The organism is Phocaeicola dorei (genome assembly GCF_013009555.1).
Classification (GTDB): domain Bacteria; phylum Bacteroidota; class Bacteroidia; order Bacteroidales; family Bacteroidaceae; genus Phocaeicola; species Phocaeicola dorei.
Genome location: NZ_CP046176.1, coordinates 1,448,028 through 1,466,379 on the forward strand (window position 1 = coordinate 1,448,028; position 18,352 = coordinate 1,466,379).

Sequence of the window (18,352 nt, forward strand, 5' to 3'; positions counted from 1 at the left end):
ATAGAATGTGATTGAGATAAACAAAAAGATAAAAGCATGAAAGAGAAATCAGAATTTGAGAAGCGGACGGCGGAGAAGCAGGTGTCGCTGCTCACTGAGGCACTGACGAGTGCGGTGGATGCCAAGGGACATTGGTTGAATGCAAGCGGCAAACTCTATCCGAAGCTCTATCCCAAGGGCTTTTCGGTCAGTCCGTTCAATGCCCTTGTCCTTGCCCTTGACTCCGATGCCAAGGGTTGCAAGAGCAATCTGTTTACGCAGTTCTCCGAAGCGAAGGCACGGGGTGAGAGCGTGAGGGAGCATGAGAAAGGTGTGCCGTTCCTGTATTACAATTGGAATAAGTACGTCAACCGCAACAATCCCGACGATGTCATCACCAAGGAGGCATACGCAGAACTGTCGGAACAGGACAAACAGCAGTACAAGGGAGTGAAAAACCGTGAGATCCGTGTGCTGTTCAATATCGACCAGACGCTACTGCCTATGGCTAACGAAACAGCCTACACTACGGCATTGAAGAAGGATGGCACGGTGGAGGATAGAGGTTATGGCGACAAGGAGGACAAGCAGCTGCATGGGTGCGTCAACGGATTCCTTCAGAAGATGAAGGACAACCTCGTGAATGTACGTCAGGACGGCACGGGTGTGGCGCACTACGACACCGAGAAGGATGTCATCTACCTGCCACGGCAGCGTGACTTCGAGCACTACAATGACTATGTACAGGAGATGATGCGTCAGTTGGTGTCTGCCACCGGTCATCAGCAGCGGTTGGCACGTGAGGGCATGGTCATGAAGAACGGCAAAGCCCCGTCGGAGGATGCCGTGAAGAAGGAACGACTCATCACTGAGATAGCTTCGGGCGTGAAGATGCTCGAACTGGGACTGCCTGCCCGTCTGTCAAAGGACAGCCTTAGCATGGTGGACTATTGGACGAGGGAACTGAAGGAAGACCCTTGTCTGATTGATGCCATCGAGAGTGAGGTGAACGGTGCGCTGAAGGTGTTGAAGAAAGCCGAACTGGGTGAAAAGGTGGAGTATGCCACCGACCAGCATCAGCGAGAGACGGCGCAGATACAGGTGCAGTTGCCCAACCACTACTTCGTAGCAGACGAAATCAAGCAGCATCCCAACGAGGAGCAGCGTACTGTGGTCATCGTGCGTGATGATGCCAGCAAGACCGCCGATGTGGTGCTGCCACAGGGTGCATCGTTGGAGGTGAACAACGAGATCAAGGGCATGAACAAGCAACGCTTCACCAATGCCTTGCAGAAAGAGGGTTATGACAACGTGCGTTTCTACAATCCCGACGGAGCCTTGGGCTTCCGTCCCGACGACAGTTATTTCGCCGACAAGAAAATCACGGTATCAAGACTGCGCAACTGGTCTATCGAAGACCTATCCTCGTTGGATGCTTCTGAGGCCGTAACCCACAGCCGTGACATCGGTTTCGACAATGTGCAGTTGGTAAAGGATGACAAGGAGCGGTGGGCATTGTACATCAAGCCCGAAGGTAAGGAGGGCTTTGCCGTCTATCCCGACAAAGGAGACCTCAATCATTTCTTCACCACCTTGAAGCAGTCGATGGACAACATCGAGCGTGTGCGTGAGGAACTGGCACAGAAGTATTATGCTATGGCAGAGGCGAAACCCGACCTGAAGGTGGACATCTTCGGAGGTAATGAGCAGGAGGTTGATTTGAACCGCATCCAGCGTGTGGCAGTATTCCGTGCCAAATCGGGCGAATGCCTGTGTGCAGCCACTATTGACGGCAAGAAGTTGCAGCCGAGAAGTGTCAGTCCGTCACAATGGCAACGATTGTGGGTGGCTCCTGACAGGGATTCCTACAAGCAGAACCTTGCCGCCTCGCTGTTTGCTGATGTATTGCAGAAAGACAACAATGTCGAGCAAAGTACACAAGAGAAGCAGGAAGAAGCGACGGAGGTGAAGCAAGCGGAGACGGCAATTGTCGATAAGCATGATGAACAGAAGGAAGTGGTACTTAAGGAAGATAAAAGCTCTGAACAAAGGGAAGAGAAGAAACAAGAGGAAAAGAAAGAAGAAAAGAAGGATGAAAAGGCTGTCAAGGCTGCTGTCTCTCCCCTTGTCCAACAATATCTTGACTTGAAGAAGAAGCATCCTGATGCCATTCTTTTGTTTCGCTGCGGTGACTTCTATGAGACCTACAAGGATGATGCGGTGAAGGCATCCAAAATATTGGGTATTACGCTGACAAAGAGCAATGGGCGCAAGGATGATGAAGGCAAGCCGTTGGCAATGGCAGGATTCCCATATCATGCCCTCGACACCTATCTGCCGAAGCTCATTCGTGCTGGTGAACGGGTGGCCATCTGTGACCAGTTGGAAATGCCGAAGCAGACAACATCATCGAAGCGTGGAATTACGGAGATGGTGTCACCTGGAAAAGAGACAGGAAAGCAGATGGCACAGGAAAGTCAAGAAACAGAACAACACACCAGTCTAAGGAGATAGGCTTATGGGAAAGAACGCAGCGTATGCCGCACAATATGCGGAGGAAGCCAAAGAACAGATGCGGATGTATGGGATTCCTGCCTCCGTCATCTTGGCGCAAGCCATACTGGAGAGCAGCAACGGACAGAGCCAACTGTCGCGCGAATGCAACAACCACTTTGGCATCAAGGCTACGGCATCGTGGTTGAAGAATGGCGGAGAGTATGGAGTCTATACGGATGATAGGCCCAACGAGAAATTCTGTAAGTACAAAAGCGTGGGTGACAGTTATGAGCATCACTCGCAGTTCCTGAAGCAGAACAAGCGTTATGCGCAGTGCTTCACGCTGTCGCCTGACGACTACAAGGGATGGACGAAGGGCATTGAGCGTGCCGGCTATGCCACGGGCGGCGGTTATGCTGCAAGTCTGCAGCGCATCATTGAAGCCAACGGACTGGACAAGTATGACAGTGAGGTGATGGCTGAGATGCGGGCAGAAGGTCGGTCGTTCGGGGTGGAGAATAATCCTCGTAGAGAAATGCCTGCTGCCCATGTACCGCAGTCTGCCGGGTATTCCTTTCCTGTGGAGCGAGAGGAGTTTCTCTTCATCACCTCGCCTTTCGGCAATCGCCAGGATCCGATGGATGCCACCAAGCAGCAGATGCACAAGGGCATTGACATCAAGACGAACCATGAGGCGGTGTTGGCCACGGAGAACGGCGGCAAGGTGGTGGCGGTGAACCATAATGCGAACACGGCAGGAGGGAAATCCGTCACCGTGGAATACAGCCGTGAGGATGGCAGCAAGGTGCAATGCTCCTACCTGCATCTGTCTGACATAGCAGTAAAGGTAGGTGACGTGGTTAATGCCAGTCAGAAGTTGGGGGTGTCGGGAAATACCGGCACCAGAACCACTGGCGAGCATCTGCATTTCGGAGTGAAGAGTGTATCGGCTGACGGCTCAAAAAGGGATATGGATCCAGCCGCTTATCTGGCAGAAATCGGACAGAAAGGCAACATCAAGCTACAGGCCCTGCATAACGGCAATGACCTGTTGGCAAAATACAAGAGCAATGCGCCACAGGAGCAGAAGGTTTCGTCGGAGGACTGGATGAAGAAAATCCTTTCCTCGGAGGACAGCGGCGTGGGCATTTCGGGAACGAATGACCCTATACTCGACATGGCGATGACCACCTTCATGTCGCTGATGATGTTGGCAGCGCAGATTGACAGCAATGATGAGGAACGACAAAAAGGACTTATCTCTGCCATGGCAGCCAACCGGCTCGTAGATTTGACCTCGCTTGTTCCAGGCATGAGGCAATGCACCATTACTGTGGGTGAGAACGGCAAGACTGTGCTTCATGCAGAGAGCGGTACGGTGAAGATTGACCGTGAACTGACCTCCTCGGAGATGAACCGCCTGTCGCTCATTTTGGGCAATGCCAATCTGTCGGAAGAAAGCAAACGGACGAAGATTGCGGGAATGGTGACAGGCATCGTGGCGACACAGCAGGCTTCGCAGAACTTCGAGCAAGGGATGGAGGCTGAGAGTCAACAACAAAATCTGCAAAGGAAATGAAAAGGATAGCAAGTCATCTGTGTACATTGCTGGTGGGTATGGTAGCTGTGGCAGGACACTTCATGCTTACCCAATGGCTTTTCGGTCAGACCGTGGCCATCATCTATCTCGGCTTCCAACTTATCATAGCAGCGTGGATAGTCTATGAACTGATACGTGCGCTAGTATATGATGATTGAAAAGAGATTATTGTCATTGCTAAGACATTTCACTTGGACGATGGATATGTATAATTCAAATAGTATCGAGCAATGATCAAATGTAATGTAACAGTGTGCGGAACGGTCAGCAAGGCTGCGACCTGCCGCACGAACAAGGAGGGCAAGGCATTCGTGAGCTTTGCCATGAACGTAGTCATTCCAGCGAAGAGCGGGATTAACAAGACCATCGAGGTGTCGGTCATCAAAGATGGGACACTGACGGAGGTGGGCAGCTGCAACATCGGCGAACGCATTGAGGTAGCCGGTGTATTGGTACCAAGAAAATGGGGCGATGTCCTTTATTTCAACCTGTCGGCAAGCAGCATCAGCCACCAGCCTGACGAGGCAGAGGACTGCATCAAGGGCGTGATGGAGTTCCGCGGCAAGGTGGGCAAGAGCATTGAGGACAAGACGGACAAGAATGGTGTGCCGTACTGCCAGTTCTCCGCTTTCAGCGCAGAGAAAGTACAGGACGGATTTGAATACATCTGGGTAAGTTTCTTCCTATTCGATGGCAAATGCGAGGCATGGCTGCAACCAGGCGTGAAAGCGAACATCAAAGGGGCATTGTCTGTCAGTGTCTTCAATGACAAACTGGACTTCTCCTGCCGAGTGTCTGAAATGAGCGAATATGTTCCGCAGCCCTATAATGGTTAATTGACTATGGGAAAGCCTTATGCTAAGGAAGGTCCGAGTGCCGAAGACAAGGCACTCGACCTGTTTGCCGATATGATGATTGAGCGTATTCAGTCGCTGTCGGGCAAAGACGGATGGAAAAAGCCCTGGTTTACTGAAGGTGCGTTGCAATGGCCGAAAAACCTGAACGGACGAGAATATAATGGCATGAACGCTATGATGTTGCTCCTGCATTGCGAGAAGGAGGGTTACAAGATTCCTCGCTTCTGTACCTTCGACCGCATACAGCAGTTTAACAAAACTGGCAAGAAAGACGAGGAACAGAAGCCCCGTGTGTCAGTACTGAAAGGTGAGCATTCTTTCCCCGTGATGCTCACCACGTTTACGGTGGTCAATAAGGAAACAAAGGAACACATCAAGTGGGAGGACTACAAACTGCTCTCTCAGGAAGAGCGCGAAAAGTACAATGTATATCCAAAGCTTCAGACTTACCATGTCTTCAATGTGGCGCAGACCAACCTGAAGGAGGTCAGACCAGAGTTTTGGGAGAAACTGGAACAGGAATACTCGATGCCCAAGGTAGAGAAGGACGAGCAGTTTGCCTTTGAACCCGTGGATAGGATGATAGCGGACAACCGTTGGATATGTCCCATCAAACCGATGTTCGGTGATTCCGCCTATTTCTCCATCAGCAAGAATGAGATTGTGATGCCTGAGAAAAGGCAGTTCAAGGATGGGGAGTCTTTCTACTCGAACCTTTTCCACGAGATGGGACACTCCACGGGTGCGGAGGGACAGTTAGACCGCATCAAGCCCGCTACCTTCGGCTCGGCAGAGTATGCACGCGAGGAACTGGTGGCAGAACTGACGGCTGCGCTGACCGCTCAGCGGTATGGCATGACAAAGCATCTGAAAGGAGATTCGGCTGCCTATTTGAAGTCTTGGCTGGATTCGCTGAAGGAGTCGCCGCAGTTCATCAAGACCACGCTACTCGATGTGAAAAAAGCTACCTCAATGCTCACGCAGCATATCGACAAGATTGCTATGGAGATAGACCAGGAGAAAAAGGCTGAGCAGGAAAACGGGCAAGGGAAAAGTTATCTATCCATAGATGACGGCGACCATGCAGTCTTGGCATATAATGGTTCTGCTGTATATATCCAGCATCATGAGAAGGAGGACTCTGTAAAGATTGCTGTGCCGACGAGTAACGGTCTGGAAGTGAAACTCTCTGTTCCTTACGACCACGGCAAAGACCTTGACACCAATTATCAGGAGGCTTTTGCCCAGTACAAAAGCCTGACAGAGCCTTCACAATCGAAAGAAAACGTCTATTATGCCTCCATCGCCTATCTCCAATCAACGGATGACACATCGGAACTGGATAAGCTAAAGGAGAAAGGTGACTATCAAGGACTGCTGACGCTTGCCAAGGAATACTATGACGGGAACGGCATGGACGAGGAGCAGACCTACAGGAAGCCGTGCCAGAACAGAGGCGATGACCTGCTAATAGAGGACAAGGACTTTGCAGTGGTCTATAACGGGAGTGTCGGCGGTACGTATGAGGTGTTCCTGAAGCATACGGAGCAAGAAGTGCGTGACCATATCACTCGCTATGGCATAGGACGTGCCAGTGAGGACGTGAAGGCTGTGGCGAGGGAGATGACCGCCGAAGAGTTTTCGGAATTGGCGCAGCGAAAAATGCCGATATTCCAAATGCCGAATGGTGGTTTGCTGAACCTGCAATATAACAAGGATAAGGATAGCCTGGATGTGGGGACTGTGACCAATGCAGGACTCTCTGTGAAGCATACCTTCCCTTTCAGCCACAACCATTCTATGGACGCAAACATCAGCTCTGCGTATGAGCAACTGCTTGACATGGAGGAGTACCAGAAGGAAGAGGTACAAGAGGAGCACGTTGCCAAGTCCGCTTTCCGAAGATGAGAGTAGTATCGTAGTATATACTAATCGTAGGCTTTACTACTCATAGTAGGTACTAACAATAGTCAGCCGCAAGGAGTAATGTCCCTGCGGCTGATTTAATTTGGGGTCATTCCATATTATGAAGGAATGCTTGTAAATCCTCGTCTGGAATGCTCTTCAGTTTCACCGGCTTGAAGCCGTCCAACTGCTCCACTTGAAATATCTCGTCCACTCCATATTTGGAGCCATCCACCTTTACGCTCTCCATTTCATTGACGGAGGTATAGCCATACTCCGTTTCATGCAGACCGCATACGATGGTGAACAACGTGGTGTCGTTACCTTCCGGCTGTCCTTCAAGTACGAACCAACGGACGTGTCCGATGAAGAATATTGCCACACAAACGGCATCCTTGCCTTTGCCGTCCTGTGAATACAGAGGATAGGATTTCAGTATCTCCTCCAATACGGGTGTAATCAATCTGCTTGCCATAGTCAATCGTTGTTAAGTGTTCTGTAATACATTCTGTTCTCTACAAGGTGTTCGATGGCCTCTGCTGCCAATCGGCACACCCACTCGTCACGCTGGTCATAACGACCTTTTTGATAGTCGTTGGCAAGGCGTTCCAAGAAGGCAAACACCACCTTGCCCTTTTCGTTGATAAGATAGCGATGGTCATCTGCAAGGGCATTGCCTACCTTGGCGGCTGACCCCATCTGACCGTTTACGAACCGTGAGAAGCACTCGACAAATGCCTGCTCGTTTTCTGATAATCTGTGTAATTCCATACGCAAAGAAATTATTTGTTCAACTTGTTTTTCTTCCCTCCTTTTGAAGCCTTTCGGCTCCTCTTGTCGGGAACTGATTTTTCGTGCATCAAAAGACTGCGGAATGAGGGCGATAAGGCAAGAAAACAGACGGAGGAGTTAATGAAATACCCAAATCTTTGATTTGCGGAAAGCTGTCGTTCAGTCCTCTGCCTGTTAGCATGGCGGTACTTGACCATTCGCCCGGGCAGTAACTTTGCAAAGAAAAATGGGCATCGGCAAGTGGAATAGACACTACAAAACAGGAAAATCATTGATTTTTAGTGCATTTTTCTTTATTTCTTTCTTTGATTTAGGATAAAATATATAACTTTGCCTCCGAAAAAGTGTCACAAGTGACAGTTTTTCGTAAAATATGATAGTAAACAGATATAGATACATAGAACAGTTGAGCCGTTCAAAGAACAACGGGCTCATAAAGATAATCACAGGATTGCGACGTTCAGGCAAGTCGTTCCTTCTGAAGAAACTCTTTCATCAGCATCTATTGGATGAGGGCGTGAGAGAAGACCATATTCTCGTCATCGACATGGAGAGTAGGAAGAACAGAGAGTTCAAGAACCCGGACTACCTGTTGGACTGGGTGGAAAAGATGATGATTGACTATGAGACTTATTATATCATCATCGACGAGGTGCAGGAGGTGGAAGACTTTGTAGAGGTGCTCTCTTCCTTGTCAGTTACCGAAGGGGCGGATGTGTATGTCACAGGCTCCAACTCGCGTTTCCTGTCCTCTGACCTGGTGACGGAATTCCGAGGCAGAGGTGACGAGATACATGTGTGGCCACTATCCTTCAAGGAGTTCATGACGGTGTATGATGGTTCGAAAGAAGACGGTTGGGCTGAATACAGACTGTACGGAGGTTTGCCGCAACTACTTACACAGGTTGGGGATGAGAAGAAGGCTGATTTCCTGCGTCGCCTTTATCGCACGGTATATCTACGTGACATCTACGAGCGGAACAACATAGAACTGAGACCTGAATTTGAAGAATTGTCGAAGACCGTAGCATCCAGTATAGGAGCACCTGTCAATGCACTGAATATAGCCAATACGTTCAAGTCCGTAAGCAATGTGCAGAGCATAACCGACAAGACAGTGTCGGCTTATCTGGAATATATGCAGGATGCTTTCCTTATCGAAAAATCCGAAAGGTTCGACATCAAAGGACGGAAATACATAGGTTCGTTGTCCAAGTATTATTACCAGGACGTAGGTCTGAGGAATGCTATTCTGTCGTTCCGTCAGAGCGAGCCGACACATATCATGGAGAACGTCATCTACAATGAGATGCGTATGCGAGGATGGCTCGTGGATGTGGGTAACGTCTATCATCGAGTGAGGAATACGGAAGGAAAGCAGCAGAGGGTGACATTGGAAGTGGATTTTGTCTGCAACAAAGGGAGCGAGCGGATCTACATCCAGTCGGCGTGGCGTATGCCCGATGCAGAAAAGATGGAACAGGAGAAACGGTCGTTGCGTCTTGTAGATGACTCTTTCCGCAAACTGCTGATCGTGGGAGAACATACCAAGCAGTGGAGCGACGAAAACGGCATACAGATAATGAGTATATATGACTTCCTGCTTGACTGGTCAAGTACTGAGAAACACGGATAAAAAAAAGATATGCGCATAGAATATGCGTTAATACATATATGATTAAGGGAGGGCCTATCCATCACGGACAAGCCCTCCCTTTCTAAAATTTATCAATGAAAAAAAAGTTTTAGTGCTCTTGTTCGGAGCTGTATGTCTGGCTATAGATACAGCAGGATTCTGGTATGGCGGTTCGCCTCATTGGGCGAGTAATCGTCAATGCCGCCATCGAAAATCTGAGAGATGGTGCCATTTTCCATACCACGTTTCATCAGTTCCTCTGCAATGAATCTGGCACGGGAACGGCTGAGGTTATCATTGATGGCTTCACTGCCTGTGGCACTGTCGGCAGCGCCGATGACCTTAACTTTCAAGCCATATTTCTTGGCGATGCGTGCTACTTCGTCGAGATTGACGAGCTGTGACCTGTTGAGCAACCTGTCAGTGCCAAGTTCAAAGAAGAAATAGATGGGCGCACCTATGCAAGCCTTTCCTGAGTGGATGAGCGATAGGTAATCGTCTTCCGGCTCACCTTCAGCATTGCCATATTCTTCTGTACAAGAGGCGGACTCCATGACCTTTGTCTTTTGACCATTACCATACTTGTCTCTCATTCTTGCACGCAGCGAGTTGAGACCGCTGTAGTCGTTTCGAGGATAGCCATTTGTGACGGAAGAAGCGGCATCGTCAGAAAAGAGGTGGCCGTACTTGTCCAGAAGTCCCTCGATGGCAAGAATCTTGCGCAGCTGCTCCAGAGTCTGACAATCTCGATCGTGCTGGGCGTGATAGCGGCTGTTGCTGTCAGAAAGGGATGAGGCGTATGCCGAAAGCCATTCGTTCTGTGCGATGTACGGGCGAGCGTCTATCACTCGCTTCCAGCCAGTCTTGCCGATGCGGACAGAGAGGCCGAGGGATGCGGACAGCAGATGGTCGCCAAGGCGGTGTGCCTTGCCATAGCCGTCAAAATCCTGCATGGTGGTCATGTTGCCTATCTCTGCCGTAACAGCAATGCGTGGGGAGAGATGATACTGCCCCTGTATGCCGTAGGAAATGGCAAAGGGCTTGTGGGCATTCACCTTGTTGTGCAGCATACCCACGCCCACGTATGGAATGACACTCCATCTGGCAAGAGTGTGTACATCGTCCTTGTAGAGGTTGCCGAGGACATTCCACATGAAATCAGCACGCAGGTACTGGTAGTCCTGCGAGGAGTTGTTGCAGTCGTTGAACTGCATACCGCCATAGTTCAGACGACCGCCGACGGAAGGTGTGAACCATTTGCCGATCGACACGGAGAATGCCGGTTTCATGCGACCGAATAGGTCGTTGCATCCGAGCGGTTTGCCGAGGAAGACCGTAGTTCCTCCTGCCGCTTGGACAAACCAGTTGTCCGTCCATGGCGAAGCTACCAATGCCCCTTTCATGTAGGAAGGTTTAAGCGGACGAAGCATACCGTCTGCCGAAAGTCTGCATACAACGGTGGTGGTGTCCGCCGTGCGGTGATAGTCTTTGGCTTGCGCACCCAATGAAAGGGCGAAGCCAAGGGATAGAATAAGTATTTTTCTCATGTTGTTCAATTTAATCTGGTGAATACTATAACAGGTGATACGTGACAGTGCCGCTTATCGTTTCTTCCTTTTGCCGGAAGAGGGGCGCATCATGCGTGCAGCTTTCATCATGCAACGGCGTGCCCAAGCGCGTTCATCCTCGTCATCGTCACGTCCCCATTTGAGGTCGGACGAACTGCCGCCACCGCCATGACCTTCGGCAAAGGTGGTGGCATCATCGACGTAGCCGAGGAATAGAAGCGTGGCACAGTACATCACCTCCGTTCCATTCTCCGCAAAGGCCTGAAGCAGGGAACCGTCAAACACGTCCTTGCCCTCATTGGAAAGCCGTGCCACACGTTCGGAGAACTCGCTGACCATGTTTTCGAGAAGGGCATTTCTGAGAACGGTGTCCGCACCTTGTCGGATAGTATCGGAATATCTGTGTGCCTCCTGCCGCAACTCCTCCGTGCGCTCCTTCATGGCGGTCATCTCCTCACGCAGGGCATCGAGCTTGCGGTCAGCCTCTGAGAGCTTCTCCTGCTTGTCGTCCAGTTTCGACTGGATAGCGGACAGTTCCTGCTCCAGCTCTTGGACTTGCTGACGGAGAGCATCAGGATTGTCGTGACCTGCAAGAATCTGCCGATGCAATTCAGCAAGTGCCGCCTCCTTCTCAGCCTTCTCCTGCAAGAGGTTGTTGACCATTGAGGTGAGTCCTTTTACTCTCCGCTCTGCCAGACGGATGTCCGATTGGAGCGAGGCGAGTGTCCGCTGATGGGTGGCGACGGACTGCTCAATGGTGGTGCACTGTTCTGACAGCTGGCGGCGGTATTCTTCGGTGGTGCGGTGGCGTGCTCCCGTCTCTGAGACGGAAGTTCCGCGCTCCATGCCCCAACGCTTGTTGACATCGGCAAATTCGCTGTGCAGGGCTTTCATCCTGGCAGAAAACTCGTACTTGTCCTTTCCGGCGAATATCTGTTTGTATGCAAACTTGCCGTCCTTGATTGGCAAGAGGGTGCAGTGAACGTGCGGATTGGTTTCGTCCAAGTGTAAGATGAAAGCGACGATGTTCTCCTCACCGTATTTGTCCGCAACAAAGCGGTAAACATCCTTTGCCCATTCCTCAATGTCCTTGCATCGGGTTAGATGCGAATTGTCCGCTCCGTGAGTGAGATTCACCTTCTGGTCACCGAATGCCAATTCTGTCATACGTTCTCGTGAGCCTCCGAAGATGAAATTGACCACTGTGCGGAAGCGTGGCTCTGCCAGTCCCTCGTTGGGGTCTTTGATTCCACGGCTCCGCAGGATGTCTGCCATGCGCTCCGGGATGCTTCGGCTCTTGTCTATAGGACAAACCTTGCCGCCCCGAACCTCGAAGTTGAGCCGCTCACGGCTGCGGTCGTAGTTGCCTGTTGATTCAGCGGATCCCCAACCCTTTTCCGTCCAACGGCGTTGGTGCTCGTTGCTCTGTGCTGTGGTGATTCCCTTAGATGGTCGGAAATCCATAACCTGTTTTGGTGTTGCCATAACCTATTTCCTTTTATGTGTGTACAACTCTCCTGTCTCCAGCTTGCTGCTTGTAAGGACAGCCTCCCGATGGTCGGAGACCAAGAGGGGTATTAGGCTACCCAAATTCCCTCATTTCCGACCAACGGGCAAGCCCGATTATTTTACAGCAATGGCAGACGTGTAAACACTGTGCCAGTAGAAAAGAAGAAGCGTTGTACGGTGATTATTAGAGGTTAATACAGCCTTTTGATGGACAGGAGCCCTCTTGGTTGGCTACAATGGCAAGGAACGGTCGGCAGAGTGACTGAAACTGTGACTTGATGGCTGCGCTTTCCTGATGCAAGGCTGGTGAGCTGCCATCCAATGCCAATTCTGATATTGCCTTTGCCGCCTCGATGAATGAGAGCCAGTCTCCTCCCAGGTCTTTGTAAAAGAAGGGAAGAAGGGAGGTAACGAGGGCGTTATCTGTTTCCTGCGAAAGCACCTGATGGAAGGTGGCTTCGCAGACAGCTGTGAGTGCAGTCATACAAAAGGCGTGTCCTACAGATTCGGGAATGTTTCTTCCGCATGGCACCTTGCCAATTGAATTGCCATTGTCGGCTTTCTGCAAGATAATGGCTACTTCCTCTGTTGCATCTTCGTAGAGTTGTTCACATTCCGAGGCGCAAGCCGATGCGGACATCTTGCCGCTTCGCCATTCGTCCAATGCGGTACACATCTTCTGGCGGAACACATCCAAGGCTGCGTCAATCGGAGAAACGGCAGGTGTCTCAGCCAACATCGGGATGGTGATGATTTGGCTCTTCGTGAGACGGGTGACGGAAATCTGGTTCATCTTCTCCAACTGCTCGATGAAGGTGCGGACAGTGGCGCGGTGCCAATGCCAGCATCCTGCCAGTTCGGTAATGGTGATTACAAACTGCCCGTTGGACAGGCTGAACTCCTGCTTGCACAGATCCTTGGGGATGTACTGTACAGAAGCCTTGTCTACAAGGTCAAGGTAGGCTTCGAGCTTCGACAGCCTTATCCCGGACCTCTCTTTCAAGAACTCCAACAGGGACATCCGTTCAGACATCTTGCCGGAACTCGTTCTATGTTTCTGTTTCTTCATTTCAATAATCTGTTTGGTGAATACTGTTGTTTGTCGCCAGCTCCATTATACAAAAGGAACGGCATGATACAGGTGATACTTAATAGTAGTATATGATGAGCATTTCTGTGTCTTCGAGGAGCATCTTGCGGTCAGCCTTGTTCTTCCACAGCGATATGACTATGCGCGAGGGATAGAACAGTGATGCCAGAAGGACAAAGGAGATGGTGACAGCAAGCGTGAACAGATGAGGAGTGAAGACAAACACCACTGCCGCCAACGCGGCGATGCAGAAGGGTGTCCGCTCCTCGTGCAGACGCTGTAGCCACCTCTCCACATCCATAAAGACAAAGAATATGGCAAACGCTATGGTGGAAGCCACTACGCCTATGTCGTTATAGTGTACACAGAGGTAGAGGAAGTGGAACACGTACAGCAGGATGAGCAGCATCAACCGGTAGAGCTTCCTTGCTGTCACAAGCGCGGTCATGCGCAGATAGAACCGTGTCATAAACTGTCTGCGGCTTCTGTGCAGAATCATCGTCACAAAGAAGAACGCTGACATCAGGATGAGAAACAGTATCTTACTTGTCATAATATGTATAGCATGTGAATAATGGAAGTGGACTCAGGTCGGGCTGGACGACACCGTGTGTGGCAGTGGATATGATACGCTCCACATCCTCCAGTGTCAGTTCTCCCTTGATTATTCTCTGACGGAAAGCTCCGTCGGTTGTCCGAAGGCTCTTGATAGCCTGTTCCAAGTCGTACTCGGCTATCTGCCACACTTGCCCTCTCGTGTAGGGGAAATGATGGTGGATGGCCTTGACCACAAGCACACGGCTGAGGATGTCGGTCATTCTGCCGTTCCTGACTATCGTGTGGTTGCGGACAGTGGCGATGCTCTCAATCTCCAGCCATGTGCGGTGACGGTCGAGAAGATGGATAATCTTCATGTAAAGCGTTTCCTTCATCAGATGGTCGGGAGCTTGTGGCATGACTTTGGCCTTTGTTGTGGACAACAGAATGGAGCGTTGTTGCGGTAGAACAGGACTGTCATCTGGCAAATGTAACTTTCAAATGAAGTCGAGCAGGACTTCCTCCTTGGGCTTCATGTATTTGAAGAACCCGTTCTTGCAATGCAGACTGAGGTCGAGGCATACATCTGCCGACATGTGCTCCAGCGAGTCATAGATGGTCACTTTTATCTGGCTGACCATGCCACGCTCATCTGTGGAGCCGTTGACCTTGAACATCCGTCCGAAAGAAGGGTTGGAATAGGCACAGCAGCTGTGTCCGAACTCCGTATGACGGCTTGGAATGTGGTGATAGAGGATTATCATTTCCATCTCGTCTTCGAGCATATCCATCACCTCCTCTATCGTGAAAGGGGTGTTCAACTGGAAAGTAAGAAGCACGTAATCGTCATACTTGACAGGCTTCTCCATCTTGCGCTTGTCCAGCAGTTCTGGCAACTGCAAAGGCACGACGGCAAGGAAATCATCGCAAAACTGTTCTAACATAATCGTATTCTCTGTTTGGGGTGTTTATAATCTTGTGACATAAATCTTCATCATGAGCATGGGCATATCCGACAGGCGTTGCTTGTCGAGGTGCAGTTTCTTGGCCAGACCGTCCATCTCCTTGGGGAGCGCATCGGCTATTTTGTAGAGGTCTGCCTTGTCCTTGTCGGAGAGCACGCTCACGGAAAGGTCATCCATCGTCATGAACGGCTGCATCATCATCAGGAGGTAGGCGTGCATGGTGTGCTCGTCCTTTACCCTGCCACTATTCAGATCCTCGATAGCCGCTTGTGCGTTGCGCAGCAGACGGTGGTTGGTGCGCATGGAGAGGTATATCATTGCATCCTTGTGGGACAAATCCTTGCGGTCGGCGGCACGGAGTATCTCCCGACAGCAGTGTTCGGTGTTTCGTCTGATGTCACCGATGTCATCGTCAGCAAAATCCGGCAGGTATTGCAGGAAGGATTTGAAATACAAATGCTCTTCCTTGATGAAAGCGAGCAGGTCTTCCTTGCCGTGAATGCCTTGCTTGGCGGATTTTTGCAGGAACAGCAGGTAACGCTTCAGTACCGCCTGTTTACCACCTTTATTATATATAGGCAGGCTATCCAAGGAAGCGAAGAATGGCTGTGCTTCCTTCACGGCTTGCTGTAGTTCCTCATCACCAACATGGGAAGAGGTCTGTTCTCTGAGATAGAGCAGGTCGTGAAAGGTGCGTTGCTTAGACATCGCCATACGGCACAGCTCGATGTGGATGGAGTCGTTCAACTCATGATATACCGTGAACGGGTATGAGTGGGCTTTCCTGACAGTGTCACGTGAGATGCACGATGTCACGGAATCGTCCAACACGCGCCATTCGTTGACAATCTTAACTAATGTCTGAATTGAGACCTTGCCGTTCTGTCGAAGAGTGGTCAGAAAGCCATGATACTCTCTGATGGCTTCATCGCTCGAATGGAACGACTTCGTGCCGTTTCCGTCTGAACATGCTGTCAGCATGACTACGGCAAACGCAGTGGCAATACAAATGGCAAGTCTGATACAGCCATGCGAGTTTGATTTTGCATTATGCAATATTTGCTTCATGCAATGGAGGTTGGTTTGTCCTCCGAAAAGTTGGGTTTCATATTTCATTGTTGTCATTATTTTGAGTCTGATTTTGAAATTGACGGTGCAAAGTTAATGCGTTTCAGCGATATATTTGCAAGAATGACAGTAAGTTTAATCTTATTTGTGTATCATACTTGCGAGTATGATTTTCAATGAAATCAAGTGAAAAGAAAATGGCAAATTATCGTGTTTAAGTATGATTTTTCGTTCAAGTATGATTGTTTCTCGGAAAAATAGTGTACCTTTGCACTTGATTTCATTTAATAGCGTACAACAGTATGGCAAAAGTAGGTTACATCTTTATCGCCACCAATGGCGAAGAGTATGCAGAAGACAAGGCTTGGATGCAGCAATACGGCTGTGTTCAGGTGATAGAGGAACTGTCCGAACACGAGAGGCTGCGCCCGATGTGGAAGCAGCTCATATCGAGTCTGGAGCGCGGCGACGAGCTGGTGGTGTCGAGGTTCAGTAACGCACTGCGTGGCACCCGTGAACTGGCTACATTCATAGAATACTGCCGTGTGAAGGTGGTTCGCATCATCTCCATCCAAGACCGCATCGATACGTTTGACGAACTTTTCCCCGACACCAAGCCCTCACAGGTCATCCGTATGTTCGGGTCACTCTCTGAGGAGTGTGCCGTGCTGCGCAAGGCATCGGCACACATCATCCATCTGCAACAGAATATCCGGCCGCCCAAGAAGTCGGAAAGGGCACTGTCGAAACTGGAGCGTGAGAAGAATATCGTGAACATGTACAACGAGGGGCACAGCATAGATGACATCTTTGCCATCAGCGGCTTCACAAGCCGAAGTTCCGTGTTCCGCATACTCAACAAGCATGGTGTGACGCTGAACCGTGGACCTCATAGTGGACCGCTGAAGAAAAGGAATAAAGAATAAACAAAAAACAGATACAATGAATAAGACATTCAACATCTACTGTGATGAAAGCACCCACATGGTGCATGACGGTCATCCCTACATGCTTTTGGGATGTACAAGTATAGCATACACACAAATCCGCATGGCAAAAGATGCCATAAAAGATATTAAGAAGAAGCACGGCTATAGTGATGAGCTGAAATGGACAAATGTCCACGAGGCCACGTATAAAGTCTATGCAGAGCTTATAGACTGGTTCTTTATGAATGACATGGAATTTAGGGCTGTGGTTGTTGACAAGAGTCAGATTGACGAGAAACGAGAAGACTATACGTTTAATGATTTCTACTTTCGCATGTACTACCAATTGCTGCATCACAAGATGGACATGGATTATACATATAACATATATATGGATATCAAGGACACATGCAGTAGCGATAAGCTGGAGAGGCTCAGAAAAATAATGGAATACAACTCTTCCATTGGCAGGTTTCAGTTTATACGTTCACACGAAAGTGTCTTCATCCAATTGGCAGATGTTCTAATGGGAGCCATCAACTACAACCTTAGATATGAAAAGGGAGAAGTTGAAGGAAGGGTGAGAGCCAAAATGAAGCTGATTGAAAAGATAAAAAAACACAGTAATATCAGTCTCAACACCACAACTCCCAAATTTAGAAAGAAGTTTAATTTGTTTTTTATCGCACTGAAATAGCCAATGAGCAGTTTGAATATTATCAAGAAATACCCTGAGCTGCTGGAACTGGCATATCTCAGTGAACGAGAAAGAGAGCATGATCTTCATGCAATATTCAAGCGTGATATAGAAGATAACTGTCAATTCTCATTCAGAGGGTGGCGCATCTATCCTATAAAGACAGATGGCGAGATTGACATGGCAAGATTGTTCAAGCATCTTACCTGTGAAGAAATCATGGTTGAGAACGAAGACGGTACGACTTATCCAAAGCGAGTATTCGAGATGGCTCGTTCACAAAGGCTTCATTGGATAAATCACCATGTGAGAGAATTGACACCAGACAATCTGGATGTATTTACCATAGAAGAGAGGGACGGCAAAAAGCGTAAGGTCAAGAAAACATACATCTATGATAAAGTGGAAAAGTATGTTATTGTCTTGGAACAACAACGTAGCAACGGATTCTATCTGTTGACAGCATACCATCTTAACAAAGAGTATGGACTAAAGGCTTTGGAAAAGAAGATGAAAAAGAGATTGCAGACACCACTATAAAACGCAAGACCCGAATTGCATCAAAGGCAACCGGGTCTCGAAACTCCTTCTATCTATAGATGAGCGCTGCAAAGGTACGAATATTCTTTGAAATAACGAAGGTTTTTCATTGAATTCTTCTCGATTTTAACATTTGCAGGGCAGTATTGTAAGATAACAGGAAAGAAAATAGCATAATTTTACA

The 18,352-nt window shown here is 49.3% G+C and carries 18 protein-coding genes; 9 read left to right on the forward strand and 9 right to left on the reverse strand.

From position 1 onward, the window contains the following. Positions 1 to 36: 36 nt before the first annotated feature. The 5 genes from GKD17_RS05765 to GKD17_RS05785 all read left to right on the forward strand — a co-directional run bounded on the left by GKD17_RS05765 (position 37) and on the right by GKD17_RS05785 (position 6,840). Entirely contained in the window at positions 37 to 2,493 is a 2,457-nt protein-coding gene (locus tag GKD17_RS05765) for a MutS N-terminal domain-containing protein (protein ID WP_005816257.1), read from the forward strand. A 4-nt stretch (positions 2,494 to 2,497) separates the two neighbouring features. After that, positions 2,498 to 4,054: a glucosaminidase domain-containing protein gene (locus tag GKD17_RS05770; RefSeq protein WP_005816260.1), complete on the forward strand. Its 1,557-nt coding sequence runs from the start codon at positions 2,498 to 2,500 to the stop codon at positions 4,052 to 4,054. Beyond that, complete coding sequence (locus tag GKD17_RS05775) at positions 4,051 to 4,233, forward strand: hypothetical protein (protein ID WP_005816263.1); 183 nt, start codon at positions 4,051 to 4,053, stop codon at positions 4,231 to 4,233. Before GKD17_RS05770 ends, GKD17_RS05775 begins: the two co-directional genes overlap by 4 nt. Before the next feature lie 72 nt (positions 4,234 to 4,305). Beyond that, on the forward strand, positions 4,306 to 4,911 hold the full coding sequence (locus GKD17_RS05780) for a hypothetical protein (RefSeq protein WP_005816265.1): 606 nt from the start codon (positions 4,306 to 4,308) through the stop codon (positions 4,909 to 4,911). A gap of 6 nt (positions 4,912 to 4,917) precedes the next feature. Beyond that, complete coding sequence (locus tag GKD17_RS05785; RefSeq protein WP_005816267.1) at positions 4,918 to 6,840, forward strand: zincin-like metallopeptidase domain-containing protein; 1,923 nt, start codon at positions 4,918 to 4,920, stop codon at positions 6,838 to 6,840. A 106-nt stretch (positions 6,841 to 6,946) separates the two neighbouring features. Here the strand turns inward: GKD17_RS05785 and GKD17_RS05790 are convergent, their stop codons facing one another. Together GKD17_RS05790 and GKD17_RS05795 are read right to left on the reverse strand one after the other, a co-directional pair. Then, positions 6,947 to 7,312, reverse strand: a complete 366-nt coding sequence (locus GKD17_RS05790; RefSeq protein WP_005816269.1) for a DUF2958 domain-containing protein — start codon at positions 7,310 to 7,312, stop codon at positions 6,947 to 6,949. 2 nt (positions 7,313 to 7,314) lie between these two features. Then, a complete protein-coding gene (locus GKD17_RS05795) occupies positions 7,315 to 7,608 on the reverse strand; it encodes a hypothetical protein (RefSeq protein ID WP_005816271.1) in 294 nt (97 codons plus the stop codon). A gap of 394 nt (positions 7,609 to 8,002) precedes the next feature. Between GKD17_RS05795 and GKD17_RS05800 the strand changes: the two genes are divergently transcribed. Continuing rightward, complete coding sequence (locus tag GKD17_RS05800; RefSeq protein ID WP_005816273.1) at positions 8,003 to 9,265, forward strand: ATP-binding protein; 1,263 nt, start codon at positions 8,003 to 8,005, stop codon at positions 9,263 to 9,265. A gap of 140 nt (positions 9,266 to 9,405) precedes the next feature. On the opposite strand, the gene GKD17_RS05805 is transcribed toward GKD17_RS05800, so the two are convergent. From GKD17_RS05805 to GKD17_RS05835, 7 genes are all read right to left on the reverse strand, one after another. Continuing rightward, positions 9,406 to 10,812: an OmpA family protein gene (locus tag GKD17_RS05805; protein WP_005816276.1), complete on the reverse strand. Its 1,407-nt coding sequence runs from the start codon at positions 10,810 to 10,812 to the stop codon at positions 9,406 to 9,408. Between the two features lie 54 nt (positions 10,813 to 10,866). After that, positions 10,867 to 12,318 carry a MobV family relaxase gene (mobV, locus tag GKD17_RS05810; RefSeq protein ID WP_005816278.1) on the reverse strand — a complete coding sequence of 484 codons (1,452 nt, stop codon included), beginning with the start codon at positions 12,316 to 12,318 and terminating at the stop codon, positions 10,867 to 10,869. A 208-nt stretch (positions 12,319 to 12,526) separates the two neighbouring features. Continuing rightward, positions 12,527 to 13,411 carry a hypothetical protein gene (locus GKD17_RS05815; protein WP_005816280.1) on the reverse strand — a complete coding sequence of 295 codons (885 nt, stop codon included), beginning with the start codon at positions 13,409 to 13,411 and terminating at the stop codon, positions 12,527 to 12,529. Positions 13,412 to 13,490: 79 nt separating this feature from the next. Then, entirely contained in the window at positions 13,491 to 13,901 is a 411-nt protein-coding gene (locus tag GKD17_RS05820) for a hypothetical protein (RefSeq protein WP_008766906.1), read from the reverse strand. Between the two features lie 73 nt (positions 13,902 to 13,974). Next, positions 13,975 to 14,388: a hypothetical protein gene (locus GKD17_RS05825; protein WP_005816283.1), complete on the reverse strand. Its 414-nt coding sequence runs from the start codon at positions 14,386 to 14,388 to the stop codon at positions 13,975 to 13,977. Between the two features lie 78 nt (positions 14,389 to 14,466). Beyond that, positions 14,467 to 14,913 (reverse strand): hypothetical protein, encoded by a 447-nt coding sequence (locus tag GKD17_RS05830; protein ID WP_004319947.1) that lies wholly within the window; start codon positions 14,911 to 14,913, stop codon positions 14,467 to 14,469. A gap of 24 nt (positions 14,914 to 14,937) precedes the next feature. After that, complete coding sequence (locus tag GKD17_RS05835) at positions 14,938 to 16,050, reverse strand: hypothetical protein (RefSeq protein ID WP_005816286.1); 1,113 nt, start codon at positions 16,048 to 16,050, stop codon at positions 14,938 to 14,940. 254 nt (positions 16,051 to 16,304) lie between these two features. Between GKD17_RS05835 and GKD17_RS05840 the strand changes: the two genes are divergently transcribed. The 3 genes from GKD17_RS05840 to GKD17_RS05850 are packed head-to-tail and all read left to right on the forward strand — an operon-like array spanning position 16,305 to position 18,168. Then, a complete protein-coding gene (locus GKD17_RS05840) occupies positions 16,305 to 16,928 on the forward strand; it encodes a recombinase family protein (RefSeq protein WP_005816288.1) in 624 nt (207 codons plus the stop codon). A 16-nt stretch (positions 16,929 to 16,944) separates the two neighbouring features. Then, entirely contained in the window at positions 16,945 to 17,628 is a 684-nt protein-coding gene (locus GKD17_RS05845) for a DUF3800 domain-containing protein (RefSeq protein WP_005816290.1), read from the forward strand. A gap of 3 nt (positions 17,629 to 17,631) precedes the next feature. Continuing rightward, positions 17,632 to 18,168 (forward strand): hypothetical protein, encoded by a 537-nt coding sequence (locus GKD17_RS05850; protein WP_005816292.1) that lies wholly within the window; start codon positions 17,632 to 17,634, stop codon positions 18,166 to 18,168. The last annotated feature ends 184 nt before the right edge of the window (positions 18,169 to 18,352 follow it).

What these genes read in the sequence shown, in the direction of transcription:
- GKD17_RS05765 (WP_005816257.1), top strand. Translation starts at nt 37, where the DNA reads ATGAAAGAGAAATCAGAATTTGAGAAGCGGACGGCGGAGAAGCAGGTG.
- GKD17_RS05770 (WP_005816260.1), top strand. Translation starts at nt 2,498, where the DNA reads ATGGGAAAGAACGCAGCGTATGCCGCACAATATGCGGAGGAAGCCAAA.
- GKD17_RS05775 (WP_005816263.1), top strand. Translation starts at nt 4,051, where the DNA reads ATGAAAAGGATAGCAAGTCATCTGTGTACATTGCTGGTGGGTATGGTA.
- GKD17_RS05780 (WP_005816265.1), top strand. Translation starts at nt 4,306, where the DNA reads ATGATCAAATGTAATGTAACAGTGTGCGGAACGGTCAGCAAGGCTGCG.
- GKD17_RS05785 (WP_005816267.1), top strand. Translation starts at nt 4,918, where the DNA reads ATGGGAAAGCCTTATGCTAAGGAAGGTCCGAGTGCCGAAGACAAGGCA.
- GKD17_RS05790 (WP_005816269.1), bottom strand. Translation starts at nt 7,312, where the DNA reads ATGGCAAGCAGATTGATTACACCCGTATTGGAGGAGATACTGAAATCC.
- GKD17_RS05795 (WP_005816271.1), bottom strand. Translation starts at nt 7,608, where the DNA reads ATGGAATTACACAGATTATCAGAAAACGAGCAGGCATTTGTCGAGTGC.
- GKD17_RS05800 (WP_005816273.1), top strand. Translation starts at nt 8,003, where the DNA reads ATGATAGTAAACAGATATAGATACATAGAACAGTTGAGCCGTTCAAAG.
- GKD17_RS05805 (WP_005816276.1), bottom strand. Translation starts at nt 10,812, where the DNA reads ATGAGAAAAATACTTATTCTATCCCTTGGCTTCGCCCTTTCATTGGGT.
- mobV (WP_005816278.1), bottom strand. Translation starts at nt 12,318, where the DNA reads ATGGCAACACCAAAACAGGTTATGGATTTCCGACCATCTAAGGGAATC.
- GKD17_RS05815 (WP_005816280.1), bottom strand. Translation starts at nt 13,411, where the DNA reads ATGAAGAAACAGAAACATAGAACGAGTTCCGGCAAGATGTCTGAACGG.
- GKD17_RS05820 (WP_008766906.1), bottom strand. Translation starts at nt 13,901, where the DNA reads ATGACACGGTTCTATCTGCGCATGACCGCGCTTGTGACAGCAAGGAAG.
- GKD17_RS05825 (WP_005816283.1), bottom strand. Translation starts at nt 14,388, where the DNA reads ATGCCACAAGCTCCCGACCATCTGATGAAGGAAACGCTTTACATGAAG.
- GKD17_RS05830 (WP_004319947.1), bottom strand. Translation starts at nt 14,913, where the DNA reads ATGTTAGAACAGTTTTGCGATGATTTCCTTGCCGTCGTGCCTTTGCAG.
- GKD17_RS05835 (WP_005816286.1), bottom strand. Translation starts at nt 16,050, where the DNA reads ATGAAATATGAAACCCAACTTTTCGGAGGACAAACCAACCTCCATTGC.
- GKD17_RS05840 (WP_005816288.1), top strand. Translation starts at nt 16,305, where the DNA reads ATGGCAAAAGTAGGTTACATCTTTATCGCCACCAATGGCGAAGAGTAT.
- GKD17_RS05845 (WP_005816290.1), top strand. Translation starts at nt 16,945, where the DNA reads ATGAATAAGACATTCAACATCTACTGTGATGAAAGCACCCACATGGTG.
- GKD17_RS05850 (WP_005816292.1), top strand. Translation starts at nt 17,632, where the DNA reads ATGAGCAGTTTGAATATTATCAAGAAATACCCTGAGCTGCTGGAACTG.